At 42.5% G+C, this 17,483-nt stretch carries 18 protein-coding genes and 1 pseudogene; 5 read left to right on the top strand and 14 right to left on the bottom strand.

All coding sequences use genetic code 11. The annotated features are described in order from the left end of the window. Window positions 1-29 precede the first annotated feature (29 nt). Window positions 30-1,130: a DNA-processing protein DprA gene (gene dprA / locus ACVW0P_RS05905; protein ID WP_457131262.1), complete on the top strand. Its 1,101-nt coding sequence runs from the start codon at window positions 30-32 to the stop codon at window positions 1,128-1,130. Here dprA and ACVW0P_RS05910 read toward each other — a convergent pair. The 7 genes and pseudogenes from ACVW0P_RS05910 to ACVW0P_RS05940 form a co-directional block, all read right to left on the bottom strand. Further along, window positions 1,127-1,606 (bottom strand): SixA phosphatase family protein, encoded by a 480-nt coding sequence (locus tag ACVW0P_RS05910; protein WP_457131263.1) that lies wholly within the window; start codon window positions 1,604-1,606, stop codon window positions 1,127-1,129. The genes dprA and ACVW0P_RS05910 overlap by 4 nt on opposite strands. A gap of 65 nt (window positions 1,607-1,671) precedes the next feature. After that, a pseudogene (locus tag ACVW0P_RS05915) lies at window positions 1,672-2,229 on the bottom strand (porin family protein); the annotation flags it as partial. A 120-nt stretch (window positions 2,230-2,349) separates the two neighbouring features. Then, complete coding sequence (locus tag ACVW0P_RS05920; protein ID WP_457131264.1) at window positions 2,350-3,312, bottom strand: glycosyltransferase family 9 protein; 963 nt, start codon at window positions 3,310-3,312, stop codon at window positions 2,350-2,352. Between the two features lie 72 nt (window positions 3,313-3,384). After that, window positions 3,385-3,900, bottom strand: coding sequence for a D-glycero-beta-D-manno-heptose 1-phosphate adenylyltransferase (rfaE2, locus tag ACVW0P_RS05925; RefSeq protein ID WP_457131265.1), 516 nt, complete (start codon window positions 3,898-3,900; stop codon window positions 3,385-3,387). A 19-nt stretch (window positions 3,901-3,919) separates the two neighbouring features. Continuing rightward, complete coding sequence (locus ACVW0P_RS05930; protein ID WP_457131266.1) at window positions 3,920-4,474, bottom strand: D-sedoheptulose 7-phosphate isomerase; 555 nt, start codon at window positions 4,472-4,474, stop codon at window positions 3,920-3,922. A gap of 87 nt (window positions 4,475-4,561) precedes the next feature. Further along, window positions 4,562-5,548 carry a D-glycero-beta-D-manno-heptose-7-phosphate kinase gene (gene rfaE1, locus ACVW0P_RS05935; protein WP_457131267.1) on the bottom strand — a complete coding sequence of 329 codons (987 nt, stop codon included), beginning with the start codon at window positions 5,546-5,548 and terminating at the stop codon, window positions 4,562-4,564. A gap of 52 nt (window positions 5,549-5,600) precedes the next feature. Continuing rightward, entirely contained in the window at window positions 5,601-7,280 is a 1,680-nt protein-coding gene (locus tag ACVW0P_RS05940; protein WP_457131268.1) for a helix-hairpin-helix domain-containing protein, read from the bottom strand. A 109-nt stretch (window positions 7,281-7,389) separates the two neighbouring features. Between ACVW0P_RS05940 and ACVW0P_RS05945 the strand changes: the two genes are divergently transcribed. Beyond that, window positions 7,390-8,049 (top strand): hypothetical protein, encoded by a 660-nt coding sequence (locus ACVW0P_RS05945; protein ID WP_457131269.1) that lies wholly within the window; start codon window positions 7,390-7,392, stop codon window positions 8,047-8,049. 46 nt (window positions 8,050-8,095) lie between these two features. Here the strand turns inward: ACVW0P_RS05945 and ACVW0P_RS05950 are convergent, their stop codons facing one another. The 4 genes from ACVW0P_RS05950 to sppA all read right to left on the bottom strand — a co-directional run bounded on the left by ACVW0P_RS05950 (window position 8,096) and on the right by sppA (window position 12,520). Then, complete coding sequence (locus ACVW0P_RS05950; protein ID WP_457131270.1) at window positions 8,096-8,599, bottom strand: outer membrane protein assembly factor BamB family protein; 504 nt, start codon at window positions 8,597-8,599, stop codon at window positions 8,096-8,098. A 69-nt stretch (window positions 8,600-8,668) separates the two neighbouring features. After that, window positions 8,669-9,289, bottom strand: a complete 621-nt coding sequence (locus tag ACVW0P_RS05955) for a PQQ-binding-like beta-propeller repeat protein (protein ID WP_457131271.1) — start codon at window positions 9,287-9,289, stop codon at window positions 8,669-8,671. A 115-nt stretch (window positions 9,290-9,404) separates the two neighbouring features. Further along, complete coding sequence (locus ACVW0P_RS05960; RefSeq protein WP_457131272.1) at window positions 9,405-10,604, bottom strand: outer membrane protein assembly factor BamB family protein; 1,200 nt, start codon at window positions 10,602-10,604, stop codon at window positions 9,405-9,407. A 140-nt stretch (window positions 10,605-10,744) separates the two neighbouring features. Further along, window positions 10,745-12,520: a signal peptide peptidase SppA gene (sppA, locus tag ACVW0P_RS05965; protein WP_457131273.1), complete on the bottom strand. Its 1,776-nt coding sequence runs from the start codon at window positions 12,518-12,520 to the stop codon at window positions 10,745-10,747. Between the two features lie 81 nt (window positions 12,521-12,601). Here sppA and folK point away from each other — a divergent pair, with 81 nt between their 5' ends. Together folK and ACVW0P_RS05975 are read left to right on the top strand one after the other, a co-directional pair. Then, window positions 12,602-13,081, top strand: a complete 480-nt coding sequence (gene folK / locus ACVW0P_RS05970) for a 2-amino-4-hydroxy-6-hydroxymethyldihydropteridine diphosphokinase (RefSeq protein WP_457131274.1) — start codon at window positions 12,602-12,604, stop codon at window positions 13,079-13,081. 24 nt (window positions 13,082-13,105) lie between these two features. Continuing rightward, window positions 13,106-13,483: an Hpt domain-containing protein gene (locus tag ACVW0P_RS05975; RefSeq protein WP_457131275.1), complete on the top strand. Its 378-nt coding sequence runs from the start codon at window positions 13,106-13,108 to the stop codon at window positions 13,481-13,483. A 137-nt stretch (window positions 13,484-13,620) separates the two neighbouring features. On the opposite strand, the gene purS is transcribed toward ACVW0P_RS05975, so the two are convergent. The 3 genes from purS to rho form a co-directional block, all read right to left on the bottom strand. After that, window positions 13,621-13,878, bottom strand: a complete 258-nt coding sequence (gene purS / locus ACVW0P_RS05980; protein ID WP_354429541.1) for a phosphoribosylformylglycinamidine synthase subunit PurS — start codon at window positions 13,876-13,878, stop codon at window positions 13,621-13,623. A gap of 35 nt (window positions 13,879-13,913) precedes the next feature. Next, a complete protein-coding gene (gene pssA, locus ACVW0P_RS05985; protein ID WP_354429543.1) occupies window positions 13,914-14,654 on the bottom strand; it encodes a CDP-diacylglycerol--serine O-phosphatidyltransferase in 741 nt (246 codons plus the stop codon). A gap of 91 nt (window positions 14,655-14,745) precedes the next feature. Continuing rightward, entirely contained in the window at window positions 14,746-16,392 is a 1,647-nt protein-coding gene (rho, locus tag ACVW0P_RS05990; RefSeq protein WP_354429545.1) for a transcription termination factor Rho, read from the bottom strand. Between the two features lie 256 nt (window positions 16,393-16,648). Here rho and pyrF point away from each other — a divergent pair, with 256 nt between their 5' ends. After that, complete coding sequence (gene pyrF, locus ACVW0P_RS05995) at window positions 16,649-17,479, top strand: orotidine-5'-phosphate decarboxylase (RefSeq protein WP_457131502.1); 831 nt, start codon at window positions 16,649-16,651, stop codon at window positions 17,477-17,479. The last annotated feature ends 4 nt before the right edge of the window (window positions 17,480-17,483 follow it).

Here is a 17,483-nt window from a genome sequence, read left to right on the forward strand (position 1 = left end):
ATATTTACTTTAGAAGTTCAGAAAAACGCATGTCTCTACTACACCAGGTTGCTTTAACATTTGTAAATAAGATAGGGCCGGTGCTTGCCCGGTCAATGGCAAGCCACTTTGGTGGTGCCGAAGAAGTATTCAAAAAATCTAAAGAGGCTTTAACGCAAGCCCGCGGGGTAGGCGCGAAACGGTTAGAACTATCCGACTTTGATGAAGCCTTGCGCAGGGCAGAGCAGGAGTTGAAGTTTATCCAAAACAACAAAGTAGATGTATTATATTATACGGATCCACGATTTCCGCGCAAGCTAAAGACTTGCCATGATGCGCCTTTGTTGTTATATTCAAAGGGTAATGCCAACCTTAACAATCATCGCATTATTAGTATTGTGGGTACACGCAACGCTACGGATTATGGCCGTAATTTATGTAAGCAATTGGTTGAGGAATTACAGGACTATAATGTACTAATTGTAAGCGGGCTTGCCCTTGGCATAGACACAGCCGCCCATCGCGAAAGCATAGCTTTAAATGTGCCCACGATTGGTGTGCTTGGGCATGGTTACGATAAAATGTATCCTTCACAAAACCGTTCCTTAGCTGAGAAAATGCAGGGTAACGGCGGCTTACTTACCGAATATCCATCGGGCACGATACCCAACCGCGAGAATTTTCCGCAGCGTAACCGCATTGTAGCCGGCATGGCCGATGCTACCGTTGTGGTAGAAGCGGGCTTAAAGGGTGGCGCGTTAATTACTGCCGAAATAGCAAACTCGTATAACCGTGATGTATTTGCTTTTCCAGGAAGGTTGGGAGACGAGTATTCTGAGGGGTGTAATTTTCTGATCCGCAATAATAAAGCTGCCCTGCTTACCTGCGTTGCCGATTTGGCTTACAGCCTCGGTTGGGAAATGAATAGTGATATTACCAGCGCCCCGGAACAATTAATGCTACCGATAGATCTATCCGCAGAAGAACGTGCGGTGTATGAAATTATCCAGCAGCACAAACTCCCGCTGGCAATAGACGACTTATCTATCAAAGCAAATATGCCTATGAGCCAACTTACCATGACCTTGCTGGATATGGAATTGCAGGGCTTTATCCGGTCGTTACCCGGCAAAACGTATAAGGTGAATTAATCCTCTTTAGGGCTATCGTAAAAGGTAAGTTTGCCGGTTGCTTCATAGATCTCTGTCCAGGTATCTAATTCAAATTCGATCAGCGCTACCGAACATGGCGGCACATCCCTGATTGCCCCGCTCAAGTAATAAAGTACCTGGCTTATGCCGGGGTTGTGGCCAATCAAAGCTATAAAATCTTTATCCTGCGGTAAGCTTTCTATCACTTTTAAAAGCGCGCTTTCGCTGGCATCGTAAATTTCTTTATCGGTAATAGCTTGTGGCAGATCTAAAACCTGGCTAAAAACATTTGCGGTAGATAACGTGCGTAAGGCGGGGCTTGCCACCAATATCTGAGGCCAAATGCTGTTCGCTTGCAAACGCGTTGCCATCAGTTCGGCCTGTTTAAAACCTTTGTCGGTAAGCGGGCGTTCAAAATCAGCGAAGCCAGATTCGTGCGCGGCTTTGGCGTGGCGGATAAGTAATAACTTTTTCATGAGCATAAAACAAAAAAGAGGAACGTTTGTCCCTCTTTTTTTGTTTGTAATTTAAGCTTTAAGTCTTAGAATTTGTAACCGATAGAAACACCGAATACACGGTTTTTAGTTTTAACTGTATCATCATTAGAGATGTTAGACAGACCAAGGTCGTAGTTTAAACCAGCCAGGAAACCGCCTTTAAATTCAACACCTGCAATGCCATTTAAACCAAAATCAGTACGTTTAATGTCACCGGCATCACTACCAAAACTAAGGTCTGTGCTCTCAGTTACACCACCACTGGTATTTTTTGATTTAGCAATTACACCTACTGCGGCATAAGGGCCTGCACCCAAATATATGTTACCGATAACTACAGGGATGTGATAAACAATGTTTACTGGCACCTGTAAGTAGTAAAGGTTTATTTTTGCAACATCGCCGTCACTTTCTTCTTTACCACCTTTGCCGGTAAAGTTTAAAGCTGGTTGTATAGAAACACCGCCTAATTTAAAATCAGCAAATACACCGGCAGAAAACGTGGTTAAAGTACCTGAAGTGTAGGTAACAGATGAGCCGGATGCTGATGCAGACGCCGATAAAGTTGCAAAATTTACACCGCCCCTGATACCAAAAGTTGGTAATTGCGCAAACGCTGTTTATGCCGCAAACGCGCAGCAAAGTAATAGTAATAATTTTTTCATGTGATTAGATTATTGTTTGCGTTAAAATAAGAATTTAAACCAACTAATTCGTTTAAATTACTTATTTACAAATGCAGCTATAGGTTCTTCGGGTATATCATGCATACATTTAAAATGGCCGAGCGGACATTTTTCCAACCCGAATTTTGAGCAGGGGCGGCAGCTTAAATCAATGCCGGCTACCAAAACATCCTTTACCATGTAGGGTTGTACGCCCAAAAGATTGGGTACGGTTCCCCCCCAGATAGATATGATGGGCCGGTCGAAAGCTTCGGCAATATGGGTGAGGCCGGTATCAAATCCAATAATGCTTTTGGCCTGCGACACCAGGAAAACTGATTCGTCAAGCGTGGTTATCCCGCAGGCATTATAAATTCTTGTGCCAATGGCCGCGGCAATTTCTTCGCCATTGGCCTTTACATCGTTACCACCTAAAAGCACAATTGGTGCATTGACCTGCCTGCAAATGTTGATGATTTTCTCATTTGGCATCCTTTTGGTAAAGTGTGTAGCGCCAATTACAAATGCTACATAGTTTTGGTGCGATGCAGGGAGCAGGATAGATAGCTGATAATCCTGTTTGATGTAGTAATCTATCGGCTTGCCATCATTTGTTACCCCTAAAAACTGTACTGTTTTTAAATACCTATCCACTAAATGTGTGGGCGGCACAAGATTTAAATTAAACTTAAGGCTTAGCCATTTGCGGATGGTTTGTTTTTTATAGGTTGACGCCTTGATGCGCGTGCGCAGTTTTATGAGCGCGGTACGCAGGTTATTATGCAGATCGATGATGTGATCGTAACCCTCTGCTTTGATATCGGAAATGGTTTCGCCAAGAGTTGGATTCAGGAGCAATAACTTATCCACGTAGGGGTTATTGTCGTAAATATATTTGAACGCGGATTTGGTTAGGAAGTGCACCTCAGCATCCGGTAATTGCATTTTTAAGCAACGCACAACAGGTGTGGTATATATAATATCACCCATCGAGCTAAAGCGGATAACCAGGATCTTCATTAGATTATTAGTGATTTATTGATTTCGAATTTCGAATGTTTGGTTTCGGATTTATAAATTTGTGGTTTTATATCAACCTTTTTTCGCCTCACTTTGCGCTTTTATCCTGTTAATGATGGATGTGGACGAGTACCCATCAACAAGCGTAATGGTTTTTACTTCGCCGCCATTGGCTAATACTTCCCTGGCCCCGGCAATTTGGTCTACCGTATAATCGGCGCCTTTAACCAATACATCAGGCAGCAGTTCAGAAATAAGGTCACGTGGCGTATCTTCTTTAAACAGTACCACAGCATCAACAAAAAACAGGGCAGCTAATAGCGCGGCACGGTTATTTTGATCGTTTACGGGGCGGCTTTCACCCTTTAACCGCTTTACAGATGCATCAGCATTTAGGCCGATGATGAGTTTATCGCCCAGTTCCGCAGCTTTGGATAGATAGGTAATATGCCCTAAATGCAGCAGATCGAAAACACCGTTGGTAAACACCACTTTTTTGCCCTCTCTTTTCCACCCGGAAATGGCAGCTTTAAGCTGGGGTAAGGTAACTATCTTACTAAGAAGCGTTTTTTCGAGATCGTGGCGCATGCTATAAATTTAGTAAAAATTAATAGGCATCATCCACCGCTTTGCACAGAATGTGGCCAATAAGGATATGCATCTCCTGTACACGCGCCGTTACATCAGATGGCACAATAATATTCAAATCGCAAATGCCATTCATTTTGCCACCATCGCGGCCGGATAACCCAAGTGTTTTACAACCGATTTTACCTGCTGCATCAAACGCGTTCAATATCCCCTGGCTATTACCACTTGTAGAAATGCCTATAAAAAGGTCGCCAGGTTGTGCAAGTGCTTCTACCTGGCGCGAGAATACATGGTTGTACCCATAATCGTTAGCTATAGCTGTAAGTGCCGATGTATCAACCGTTAAGGCTATGCCCGGCAGGGCTTTGCGCTCTTTTACAAAGCGGCCGCTCAATTCTGCCGCTATGTGTTGCGCATCGGCAGCACTGCCACCGTTACCTGCAATCAATACTTTTTTACCATCTTTTAATACAGCTACCATGGTACGGCAAGCCACCTCAATATCGTTAGACAGGCTTTCGATAACCTTCTGTATTAATTTTTGATGCTCGTATAGTTCTTCAATAACCATCTGTTGTAAATCCTAATTTCTAAAACGCTAAATTCTAAAGTAGACTTTAAATTCCAAGATTAAATCCTAATCTGTCATCACAAACCACTAATCTCTGCCTCGAATATCTTCCAGTATTTCTTTAACCGTTGTAACCGCTGCGCCGGTTTGTCTTATCACGATGGCGGCGGCGTGGTTTGCCAGTTCGCAGGCTTCTTCTACATTTAAGCCTTGTGCCATAAAGTAAACCATGGTGGCAATAACGGTGTCGCCTGCGCCGGTAACGTCAAATACGGATGTGGCCGTAACCGGTAATAGTTTGTATGTTAATTCGCTGATGATAACCATGCCTTGTTCGGATAAGGTTACCACAATATATTCTGCCCCGGTTTGTTTCAGTATGATGCGGGCCGCCTGCTGCAGTTCGTCAATATTGGTGATCTTTTCTGTTTTGGCAGCCTCGGCCAGTTCCTTACGGTTGGGCTTGATGATGTAAGCACCTTTGTATTTACCGTAGTTAAGTCCTTTAGGGTCTATAACTACTTTTTTACCTTGTTTATTGGCTTCAGCTATTAATTCCTGTGTAAGGCCTTCAGAGAATAACCCTTTGTTATAATCAGAAAATATTACAATATCCGCTTGCGCGATACCTGCTTTTATCTGCCCGATAAAATCAGCCTGCAAAGATTCTGTTAGCGGGCTTGTTACTTCTCTGTCCACTCTTACCAATTGATGGCTGCCGGCCATTACGCGGGTTTTTACCGTAGTAGGGCGGGTATTATCCTTAAAAATGCCATCAACGTCAATGCCTTCTTCAATCAAAATATTGGTTAATCGTACAGCATCAGTATCATCGCCGGTAATACCTGCTAACGAAATTTTGGCGCCGAGCGATAACAAGTTTTGCGCTACGTTGGCTGCGCCGCCGGGGGTAGTGAATTCTTTTTTTACATTTACGATAGGCACGGGTGCCTCGGGCGAGAGCCTGGTGGCATCACCTATAATATAATGATCGATCATCAAGTCGCCAATTACCAAAATGTTTGGCGTTGGGCCCGTTTTTTGAAGCTCTCGTACTTTATCTGTTAGGGTCATTCTTTCGTGTCATTGGTCATTAAGTCATTTCGACTTGCCGACTTTACAGTGTTTACTTGCCGCCTCTTTTCTTTTCAAATACCTTTGTAATCTCGACTAAAGACAGGGCATTAAGGCACATTTCTTTTGTTAAACCGCCCTTGCGGGCAACATTTATGCCGTATTCCATATCATGGAAACCGCTGTTACGGTGCGCATCGGGATTAATAGATAATGTAACACCTTTATCCAGCGCATATTGGTGCCATCGCCAGTCGAGATCGAGCCTCACCGGGTTGGCGTTAATTTCTATTACCACATTATTGGCGGCACAGGCATCAATAACCTTTTTGTGGTCGATATCATACCCCTTTCGGCTAAGTAAAAGCCTGCCGGTTGGGTGGCCCAAAATGGTGGTATATGGATTTTCTATCGCTTTAATTAAACGTGCGGTGGCTTTATCTTCGGCCATTTTTAGGTTAGCGTGCACCGATGCCACAATAAAATCAAATTTTTTTAGGATTTCGTCCGGATAATCCAGCCCGCCATCATTTAAAATGTCCGATTCGACACCTTTAAAAATGTGGAATCCGGTTATCTTTTTGTTGAGGTGGTCTATCTCTTCCTGTTGCTGCAATACACGCTCGATGCTTAAACCTTTAGCGTAGAAAGCACTTTTGCTGTGGTCGCAAATACCAAGGTATTCCAGTTTTAGCTCGTCGCGACAGTATAGGGCAATTTCTTCAAGGGTGTTTACACCGTCGCTCCAGGTACTGTGGTTGTGCAGGGCGCCTTTCAGGTCGTGATAACTTATCAGGGTGGGAAGCTTATTTTCTGCAGCTTTTTCAATAAAGGTAATGCCTTCGCGCAATTCGGGCTGCATCCAGGCAAGGCCGGCCTTTTGGTATATTATTTCTTCTGTTTCGGGCTGCTCCAAAGGGATATTGATGCGCGATAGCACTTCATCAACATGCTCAATTGTGCCTGTGTTAACAAAAAGCTCATAATAGTAATCAGCCTTATCTACGCAGATGATATCAACCAGTAGCCCGTTTTTAAGTTCGGCAGAGATATGGGTGCCGTTTAAAACAACGTTTTGCAGGGTATCCAATTCGGCTAATGCATTAAAGGCTATCTGCTGGCTTAGGCTGCCCACAACAATAACCAGTTCGCTGATGATCTCGTTCAACCTGCGAAACTCGCCTGCCACATGTTTAAGCGCGTCCGGGAAGATTCCTTTGATCTCCTGCATCAGGTTTTTAACTTCCTGCTCCACCTGCGAATAAAGGAACTTACCATTCCCCGCCATGCGAAATTCGATAACCTTCTTTATCTCGTCCTGCGTTTTTAAACCGAAGCCTTTAGCTTCAACAAGGCGGTTTTCGTTACAGGCATAATATAGCTCACCAACGTTTTCGATGCCAAGCTCTTTCCAGATGATCGCTACTTTTTTTGCACCGATGCCCTTAATGCCCATCATCTCTACCACACCCTCAGGCGTTTTATCAAGCATATCCTGCAGTTCGGCCATGGTGCCGGTTTTTAGCAGTTCGGCAATTTTTGCGGCCAGGCTTTTGCCAATGCCATCTATCTTCTCCAGTTCGGCAACGGTTTTACCCGCCAGTTGGAAAGGCAGCTTATCTACCTTAAGGGCAGCATTAGCTATCGATTTTATTTTGAAGGGGTTAACCTCGTTTAATTCCATCAATTGCGATAATAAACGAAGCTTGCGTGCTATGGGTTTGTTCTCCATAATTTAGATATGCTGTAAAAATACAAATTGAGGTTTAAAGCTATGCTTAATTTGTGTGTTTTATTCCTTTAGGCAGAATCATCTTATATTTACCAGCAAACGATAAGCCGTGCTTGAAATTGATCAGGAAAAATTCGATAGAAATTTATTATTAACACAAATTTACTGCGAAGATCAGCTCGCCAGTAGCGAAAGTCCTGTTGCAGAAGTATTACGCAGTTTTAATCCGGAGTATAAGGGAGAGAAGATATTTTCATACCAATACCAAAAAGACAAATATGTGGTTTGGGCTGTAGAGCCCTGGTCGGATGATCTTTATGATAAACTATTTGATGATCAATTGCGCCATAAGGAAAGTATCGTAAATCCAACCGCGGCGAATGCTTTATATAAAGGACGAATATTGATCGCAGAAATTGATTCCTCGGTTACTGATGGGGCATCAGAAGCTGAATCTGATGGCTTTATCGATATTTACGATTGCCCGCCAATTGATACTTGGTTTTATAAGTCTTCTAATGATACCGGGCGAGTTTTTTATGCCTGGATACCGGAGCGCTTTGTTGAACTAACACAGAACGCGATAGATGTAAATGCTTTGGAATGTTTTACTTGGGAGGACGCTTTCGTGCTCAGAAAAGAGGCTAATACTCCTTATCATTATACCTATCAAACGCAGTTCCCTCCGGCGAAAAAAAATAAAAATACTTTTTTTTGGATATTAGCCATTATGCTGTTAATTAGGCTTATAGTTTCTTTAGTAAAATAAAAAAAGCCACCTGTTAGGGTAGCTTTGTTCATCAAATATCAAAAATTTAGTACGTGGTACCGTCTTCTCCAAGCACTATAGCTTTTGACGTCAAAATGGTATTGGGTAGTGGGTACTGCCAGATTATAGCACCTGAGGCGTCATTAAACGCAGTAAAGTGACCAATGCCATCGCCGTTATCGGCGCTGCCCATAAATATCCTACCAAAAGCAGCTGTTGGCGTACTATCGCTTACAAGGGTGTTCGCCTCCCATATTTGTGCACCGGTATTGGCGTTAACGGCATACAGACGATTAGCGCCATTGCTTGCATATAATATGCCTTTAGACAAATAAGGCCCCTGCTTGAACCCTCCCTTCCCTACGAGGCCTTTCCACTTAAGGATGCCATCGACTTCCGTAACCGCGTATAAACTGCCTGCTTTGTTAGGGTCATCAGGATCAAACTGGCTTCCAAAATAAAGTATCCCTTTATCAATGATAATTCTTGAAGCCTCAAGGGATAAGTTGTCATTGGCGTTAAAGGTCCACGTTAGTTGCCCCTTGTACATATTAATTGCGCTTACAGTACCGCTTCTGTTGCCAATAAAAACAACTCCGTTTGAAACTTCGGGCTTTGCCTAGATCATTTCACCGCCGGTAGCGCAATCCCATTTTTCAACTCCGCTCGCAATATCGAAGGCGTATACGATCCCGGCTGAACTGCCAATGAATACCACCCCTTTTGATGTCGTAGGGGACGAATCAAGATTATAAGGTGTTCTGAATTTCCATTTTAAGGTGCCTGTTGCGGCATTAACAGCATACATATAATGGTTCCTGGCGCCAAAAAATACAATACCATTATCTATAACGGGGCTCGATAGTATTTCACCGGTGGCAGTAAATTTCCATTTTACCGCTCCTGTAGCAGCATCAAACGCATATAAACCCGAACTGATGTTGGTGGCGTAGATCACTCCATTGTCGTATACGGGGTAGCCGTATGTAAAATCTCCGGCGGTGTCCTGGAACTTCCAGATCAACGTGCCATCATGCCCATTAAGGGCATAAAAGAGGCCATTTTGAGACCCAAAAAAAACGGTATAATTTTGTTCCGGTTCGGGATCAGGGTCGGGATGCGGATGTGAGCCTTTCTTGCAGGCCATGCTCAAAGTTATTAATGCTAAGACAAGGATTTTAAATAATTGCTTATTTGGCGAAAGGTTAAATTTGTTTTGTGACAGGTTATGTTTTTTCATGATAACTACTTGTTTAAGTGGGTAAATGATGTATTTATCAATAAATTAATATCAGGTATTTAAATATAAAAGGGAAAGAAAGCCACCGTTACCGGTAGCTTTCTTCAATCAAAATTTAGTATACTGTGCCGTCTTCTCCAAGAACTATCGCTTTTGACGTTAAAATAGTATTGGGGAGTGGATACTGCCAGATTATGGCACCCGAAGTGGCATCAAACGCAGTAAAATGTCCAATGCTGTCGCCATTGTCTTCGCTGCCTATAAACAACCTGCCAAAAGCAACCGTTGGCTGACTATCGCTTACAAAGTTATTAGAATCCCATATTTGTAAACCGGTAGCAGCATTAACGGCATACAAATGATTAAAGCCATCGCTTGCATATAGTACACCGTTAGACAAATAAGGCCCCGGCTTGAACCCCCCTTTGCCCTTAAGGCCTCTCCATATAAGGGTGCCATCGCTTTCGTTAATAGCGTACACACTGCCTAATAGGTTAAACGTCTCATGATCAACCCAGCTCCCAAAATATATCACGCCACTCTTAATGGTAAGTACCGCATACTCAAGGGATATGTCATCATTAGTATTAAAACTCCATTTTAGTAGCCCGGTAGTTGCGTCAACGGCGCTTATAATGCCGGTTCTGTTGCCAATAAAAACAACTCCGTTTGAAACTTCGGGCTTTGCTTGTACCATGGCATTGCCCGTAGCATATTCCCATTTTTTAATTCCGGTTATTGCATCAAATGCGAATAAGACCCCGGCAGCACTGCCAATGTATACCACCCCGTTTGATACTGTAGGGCCCGAATCAAGATTATATGGAGTTTTGAATTTCCATTTTAAGGTGCCTGTTGCGGCATCAACAGCGTATATATAATGGTCCCTGGCGCCAAAATATACAATGCCGTTAGCTATAGTGGGGCTTGATAGTGTTTCTTTGGTGGCAGCAAATTTCCATTTTACTGCGCCTGTAGTAGCATCAAAAGCATATAAACCATACGCGATATTGGTAGCGTAGATGACCCCGCTTTCATATATCGGGTAGCCATATGTAAAGTCTGCGGTGAGCTCCTCGTACTTCCAAATCAGAGTGCCGTCCGTTCCTTTAAGGGCATAAAAAAGGCCATTTTGAGACCCGAAAAAAACGGTGTAATTTTCAACCGGATCAGGATCTGGGTTTGGATGAGTGGGTGTCGTTTTATCTTTTTTGCACGCCGTGCCAAAAAATATCAACGCTAAGAAAAGAATTTTAAACAACGGATTGTTTAAGGAAAGGTTAAATTTGTTGTTTGAAAAGTCGGATTTTTTCATGATAGATAACTTATTTAAATTAATAATCGGCTTATTTATCAATACGTTAAGTGCTTAGGTATATAAATGTAAATAAATTTTAATTTAAAAGCAAAAAAGCCGCCATTACAGGCAGCTTTCATACTCAGGATATTATCATCTTATTTTATAACCACATCGTAAGGCATACGTGCCTGAGGGGTGCGCATCATTTTGGTGACGCCCTTTATTTGTTCGTAATAGCGGTAATTGTCGCCAAGTTCGGCTTTTACAAAGCGCGCTTTTACTTCGGCGGTAAGGCCTGCGCCAAAACGGTCGAGCGTGCTTTTTTGCTCGGGGTAGGATACCAGCTTGTAATCTTTTAGGTTCGCTTTTTTGGCGGCCGATTGTATGGCATCGTTGATGTTACCCAACCTGTCAACCAAGCCAATTTTTAATGCCTGGGTGCCTGTCCATACGCGGCCCTGGCCAATGCTGTTAATATACTCCTGTGTTTTACCGCGGCCCTTTGCTACAGCTTTGGTAAAATCATCGTAACCGTGGTTGACGCTGTTTTGTAGGATAGCCCTTTCTTCGGGGGTAAGGGGACGGCTAACATCACCCAGATCGGCATACTTTCCGGTTTTTACACCATCGAAATTAAGGCCCAGTTTATCGGTAAATAATTTTTGCATATTAGGCAAAATGGCAAAAATACCTATCGAGCCGGTAATGGTATTTGGTTCGGCAATAATAGAATCGGCCGCGCACGCTATGTAATAACCGCCCGATGCTGCCACATCACCCATAGAAATTATGATAGGTTTTACTTTTTTGGTAAGCATCACCTCGCGCCAGATAACATCTGATGCCAGCGAACTGCCACCAGGTGAGTTAACCCTTAAAACTACAGCTTTCACTTTATCATCGTTACGCACTTTACGTAACTCTTTGGAAATGGTTTCAGACCCAATGCTATTATCGTCGCCATCGCCGCCAGCTATTTCGCCCGATGCGTATATTACCGCGATACGGTTTTTAGAAGAAATAGCGTCAGGATCGGTAGTAGATGCTACGTCGCTCCTTAAGTAATTGTCAAGCTCGGCGGTTGCTATATCGTTTTTTTGTTTTGTGCCGGTGCGTTGTTTCAGGTCAGAAAGGATCTCGTCTTTATACTTAAGGCCGTCAACAAGTTTATATTTTAAGGCGTCTTCGGGTTGTTGTATCAAACCCGTATTGGCGTAATTAAATAACGAATCTTTATTAATGTTACGGCTTTTGCCAATGCCCGTTAAAAAGTGATCATACATCGACCCTAAGTACGAGGTAACCTGCAGGCGGTTGGCATCACTCATTTTGGTTAAGATGTACGGTTCAACCGCGCTTTTATAAGTACCAACCTTTATCACCTGTGCCTCAATACCCAGTTTATCTAACGCACCTTTCAGGAAGGTTATCTGGGAACTAAATCCTCTAAATTCGAAGATCCCTTTTGGATTAATGTAAACTTTATCGGCAACGGATGCCAGGTAGTAAAAGCCCTGGGTATAAATTTCAGAATATGCTATGATGAACTTTTTAGATTTCTTAAAATCGATAAGCGCGTTCCGGATCTCTTCGGTAGTGGCCTGGCCATTCATCATGTAACTTTCGTCTAAAAAGATGCCTTTTATCTTATCGTCTGTTTTGGCTTTTTTAATGCTTGCAAGGATATCGTTCAGGCCCAGGTCGCGTTTTTTATCCAGCCCTAAAAACGGCAGGTTACTAAACGGGTTGTTTGGCGTGCGCTCGTTTATCTGGTAATCAAACTTGATATGAAGTACCGAATTTGCATCAACCTCTTCCGCTTTCTCACTACCGGCCGCAGCAATCAGGCCAATTAAAATTGCAAATCCGATAACGAAAATAAGCGTAACACCAACTATGGTGGCCAATACAAATTTGAAGAATTGTTTCATTAACTGTTATAAATAATCTATATATGCAAACTTAGTAATTAGCACACCATTAAGAGCCTTATACATAATAATTGTTACAACATGATTAACGTTTTTTTACTACTTGGCAGTAACCTGGGCAACCGTAAATCGTTTTTGCATATGGCTATTGAACATGTGGGGCAGGAGGTCGGCACTATCATACAAAAATCGCCCGTTTACGAAACGCAATCATGGGGAAAAACAGACCTGCCCGACTATTTAAACCAAGTTATACTATTACAAACCACGTTAACAGCACAACAAGTATTAGAAAAAGTATTAGGTATTGAGATACAACTTGGCCGCACCCGCGAAGAGAGGTGGGGCTCGCGCACTATTGATATTGATATTTTATTTTATGGTGATGAGATCATTAATGATGAAAATTTAACGGTGCCTCATCCGCAATTGCACAACAGAAAGTTTACCTTAGAGCCTTTGGGGATGATCGCACCTGATTTTATACATCCTGTGTTAAATAAAACTATATTAGATTTGAAAAATAGCCTTAACGACGATTTGGTCGTAAAAAAGTTATAAATTTGATTATCATAAACTTTGCAGATGCCTGATAATTTACCACCACAAGACCTCGACCTGTCGTTTTTATACGAGATTGCCGATGGTAGCGATGATTTTATTGTTGATTCTATAGGGATGTTCCTGGAACAAACACCGCAATTAATAACCGCTATTACCAATGCCATTGATACCGGCGAATGGGTTGTTGCTGCACAAGCTGCTCATAAACTTAAACCAAACCTTGGCTTTTTTGGAATGCCCCAAAGCCAGGCTAATATTCAAGATGTTGAACTTGCCTGCAAAGCAGGTGGTGCAGACCCCGCAGATATAAAAACCAAATTTGAAGCGGTTAAAGCAGTAGTGGAAACTAACCTGATAGAGCTGGAGAAGATAAAGAAAGAGAAAAAAGCGAACCTATAGCAGTTTAAGGTTCAAAGTAGAATTTTTAAAGTTGAAAAAAATATAAAAGGAAAGGCAATCACACATGATTGCCTTTCCTTTTATATTGTATTAAATTTTAGCCCGCTTTAGGACTTTCTATTTTTAACTTTCTACCATTAAGCTACTTCTTCCAGCTTAAAGCTGTAGCTTTCCATAATAAGGTTGGCTAACAGGTTTTTGCAGGCCTGGTCAACTTTGGCGTTAGCTGTTTCGGTGCTGTCGGCTTCAATTTCAAGGGTGATGTGTTTACCTATACGCACGTTTTGTATTTCAGATAAGCCCAGGTTTTTCATGCTGCCAGTTACGGCTTTTCCTTGTGGGTCAAGTATTTCTTTCTTCGGCATTACATCAATTTCGGCCAGGAATTTTTTCATCTGTTTGTTTTTGTAGGGCGATAACGGTAATAAGCTTAACTATGTTTATGAGTATTGCCTATTACGGTGCTATCCGCAAATTTTAGTTGAATAATTGATAAGGTGATATACATTACGATAACCACCGGAACTGCCGCAAATTTAAAAAATAGAATGAGTATTGCCGAGAATAACAACAATATATAGCGATAAAAATTTTTGTTGAAATCGCGGTTCTTAAATTTAAGCGACATTAAAGGGATCTCGGCCACCAGCAGCGTACACATAACAATTATGAACGCCGTTAAACCGTAGGGGTTAAGTATATAACGCGATACGTTGCTGTATTGTACCAGTATCAATGGAATAGAAGCTATCAGGATGGCATTAGCCGGAGTTGGTAAACCAATAAAACTTTCGGCCTGGCGTGTATCGGTGTTGAACTTGGCAAGCCTTAATGCCGAGAATACCGGGATAAGGAATGCTATAAAATTAAGGTATTCGCTTACGTGTTGTATTTGCGGGGCTTGTAGCAGCAACTCATACATAATGGCTGATGGCAATACGCCAAAGCTTACCATATCTGCAAGGGAGTCAAGATCCTTACCAATGCCCGAAAAGGATTGTAAAACACGTGAGGCAAATCCGTCGAAAAAGTCAAAAATTGCAGCCAGGAAAATGGCATAGGCGGCAAAAACAAGATTATCCTGAAAAGTAAAAACAATGCCTATGCAACCGCTGAACAGGTTTGCACACGTTATAGCATTTGGAAGATGTTTTTTAACCCGTCGCCTCATAATGTGATGAAGGTATCATAAAATTTACAAAAACCCAAAGGAGTTGTAATTAACCTTCTGTTAACTATTAACTCCTTTAGGTGTAAAGATATTATGAATTCATTGATATCAAAAATTCTTCGTTGGTACGGGTGCCTCTAATTTGCGCCTGTAAAAATTCCATCGACTCCTGCGAGTTCATATCTGCGAGGTGGTTACGCAGTATCCAGATCCGTTGCAGGGTGTCGCGGTCAAGCAGCAAGTCGTCACGACGAGTGCTTGATGCGGTGATATCGATAGCAGGGAAAATACGTTTGTTAGATAGTTTACGATCCAATTGTAACTCCATGTTACCTGTACCTTTAAACTCTTCAAATATAACCTCGTCCATCTTAGAACCGGTTTCTGTTAATGCTGTCGCGATGATAGTTAATGAACCGCCATCCTCGATGTTACGGGCAGCACCAAAAAAGCGTTTTGGTTTATGTAGCGCGTTGGCATCAACACCACCCGATAATATTTTACCTGAAGCAGGCGCTACCGTATTGTAAGCACGTGCCAAACGGGTGATAGAATCCAGCAGGATAACTACATCGTGGCCACACTCCACCATACGTTTTGCTTTCTCCAAAACAATGTTGGCAATTTTTACGTGGCGTTCTGCAGGCTCATCAAAGGTTGATGAAACCACTTCTGCGCGTACACTGCGGGCCATATCCGTAACCTCTTCAGGGCGTTCGTCTATAAGTAAGATGATCAGGTAAACCTCAGGGTGATTTTTGGCTATTGCGTTAGCAACATCCTTTAGCAACATGGTTTTACCCGTTTTTGGCTGTGCCACAATTAAACCACGCTGCCCTTTACCAATAGGCGAGAACAGGTCCATGATACGGGTAGAATAATTACCGGCATCCGTAAACAAATTCAACTTTTCTGATGGGAAAAGCGGTGTTAAGTGGTCAAACGGTACACGGTCGCGTACTTCGGCAGGTATGCGGCCGTTAATAGCTTCTACACGTACCAGCGGGAAATATTTTTCACCCTCCTTTGGCGGGCGGATGCTACCGCGAACGGTATCACCTGTTTTTAAGCCGAAAAGTTTTATCTGCGATTGTGATACGTAAATATCATCAGGAGAGGTAAGGTAGTTATAATCTGACGAGCGCAAGAAACCGTAACCATCGGGCATTATCTCTAAAACGCCTTCGTTAACAATAACGTTATCAAAATCAAGGTTAATAGCCGGCTCCTGGTTTTTGGACTGTTGAGGGGCGCGGCGCTCAAATTTTTGAGGGCGGCTTTCAGTTGCAGGTTGTTCCGGCTGGCCGGCTTGCTCTGTTTTTTCACCGGCCTGCTCTTCGGTAGTTTCTGTAGCAGGCGCGGCCTCTGCAGTTACCGTAGGTTCATTATGGTTGTTACCGTCTTTTTCCTGCTCTTCATCTTCTTCCTCCTGGTTAAACAGGTTGGTATCATCTAAAGGCACCTCAACACGTGGGGTATCTTTGGTTTTTACAGAACGGGTACGCTTCCGTGTTTTCTCGTTATTATCTACAGCGGCTTCGGGAGCGGGCTTTTCTGCGTAGTTATTTTCAACAGTGTTATGTTGGTTCCTGGCGGCTTCAATTAACTGTTGTTGTTCTACTATTTTGGTGATCAGTGATGCTTTTCTAAGCTCATCTGCTTCTGCAATACCCAAACTTTTAGCAATTTCGCGCAACTCAGAAACGAGTTTGTCGTTCAATTCGGTTGTATCAGACATGATATGAATTATAGTTCAAAAGGATTTTTTGTGTGAAAATTGTTTTGTGAAACCCTGATTATGCAATTAAACGCCAGGTAAAGTATTAGCTAATAAAGTACGTGGAGATAAAATTGTTTCTTTAGTGCAAGAAAATAATGCAGGAAAACAATGCAATTTTAATCAAATTATCTTAAAATGCAAATTTATTAAAAAAATAAAGGGTTGATTTTAATTTTTTAGTTTTGCCAACCATAACAAATTCAAAATCTACATGATATCCCGCGCCCAACTCATCGAACAGATAAAACAGAAAAAATCATTTTTATGCGTTGGCCTTGATACCGACATAGATAAGATCCCCGAGTTTCTGCTGAATTACCCAGACCCGGTTTTTGAGTTCAACAAACGCATTATTGATGCCACTAAAGATCTTTGTATCGCTTACAAACCAAACGCCGCCTTTTACGAAAGCCGGGGTTTGAACGGATTGCAAAGCCTAATAAGTACCGCGCAATACGCACCAAAAGATATCCTGAATATTATAGATGCCAAACGCGGCGATATCGGCAATACATCTGACAACTACGCAAAGGCATTTTTTAACGAAGAAACATCGGGGATGAACTTTGATGCCATTACCGTTACACCATATATGGGTAATGACAGCGTAACGCCTTATTTAAAATATGATGGTAAATGGGTAATTATCCTGGCGCTAACCTCATCTGTAGGGAGCAAAGATTTCCAGTACCTGGAAACCGAAACAGGCTTTTTGTACGAAACCGTTATTCAAAAGGCCAATACCTGGGCGGGGGCCGATAGGCTGATGTTTGTAGTGGGTGCTACCAAAAGCACTGAGTTTACCAATATCCGAAAATACGCGCCCGATAACTTTCTGCTGGTACCAGGCGTTGGCGCGCAGGGTGGTAATCTTGCAGACGTTTGCCAATATGGTATGACCAAAGATTGCGGCCTCATCGTTAATTCATCCCGCGGGATCATTTACGCCGGCAACGGCGAAGACTTTGCAGATGCCGCCCGTGCCGAAGCCCTCAAATTACAACAGCAGATGCAGGGTGAGTTGGAGAAAGCAGGAGTTATTTAGGAAG

Source organism: Mucilaginibacter sp. UYNi724 (genome assembly GCF_054057495.1).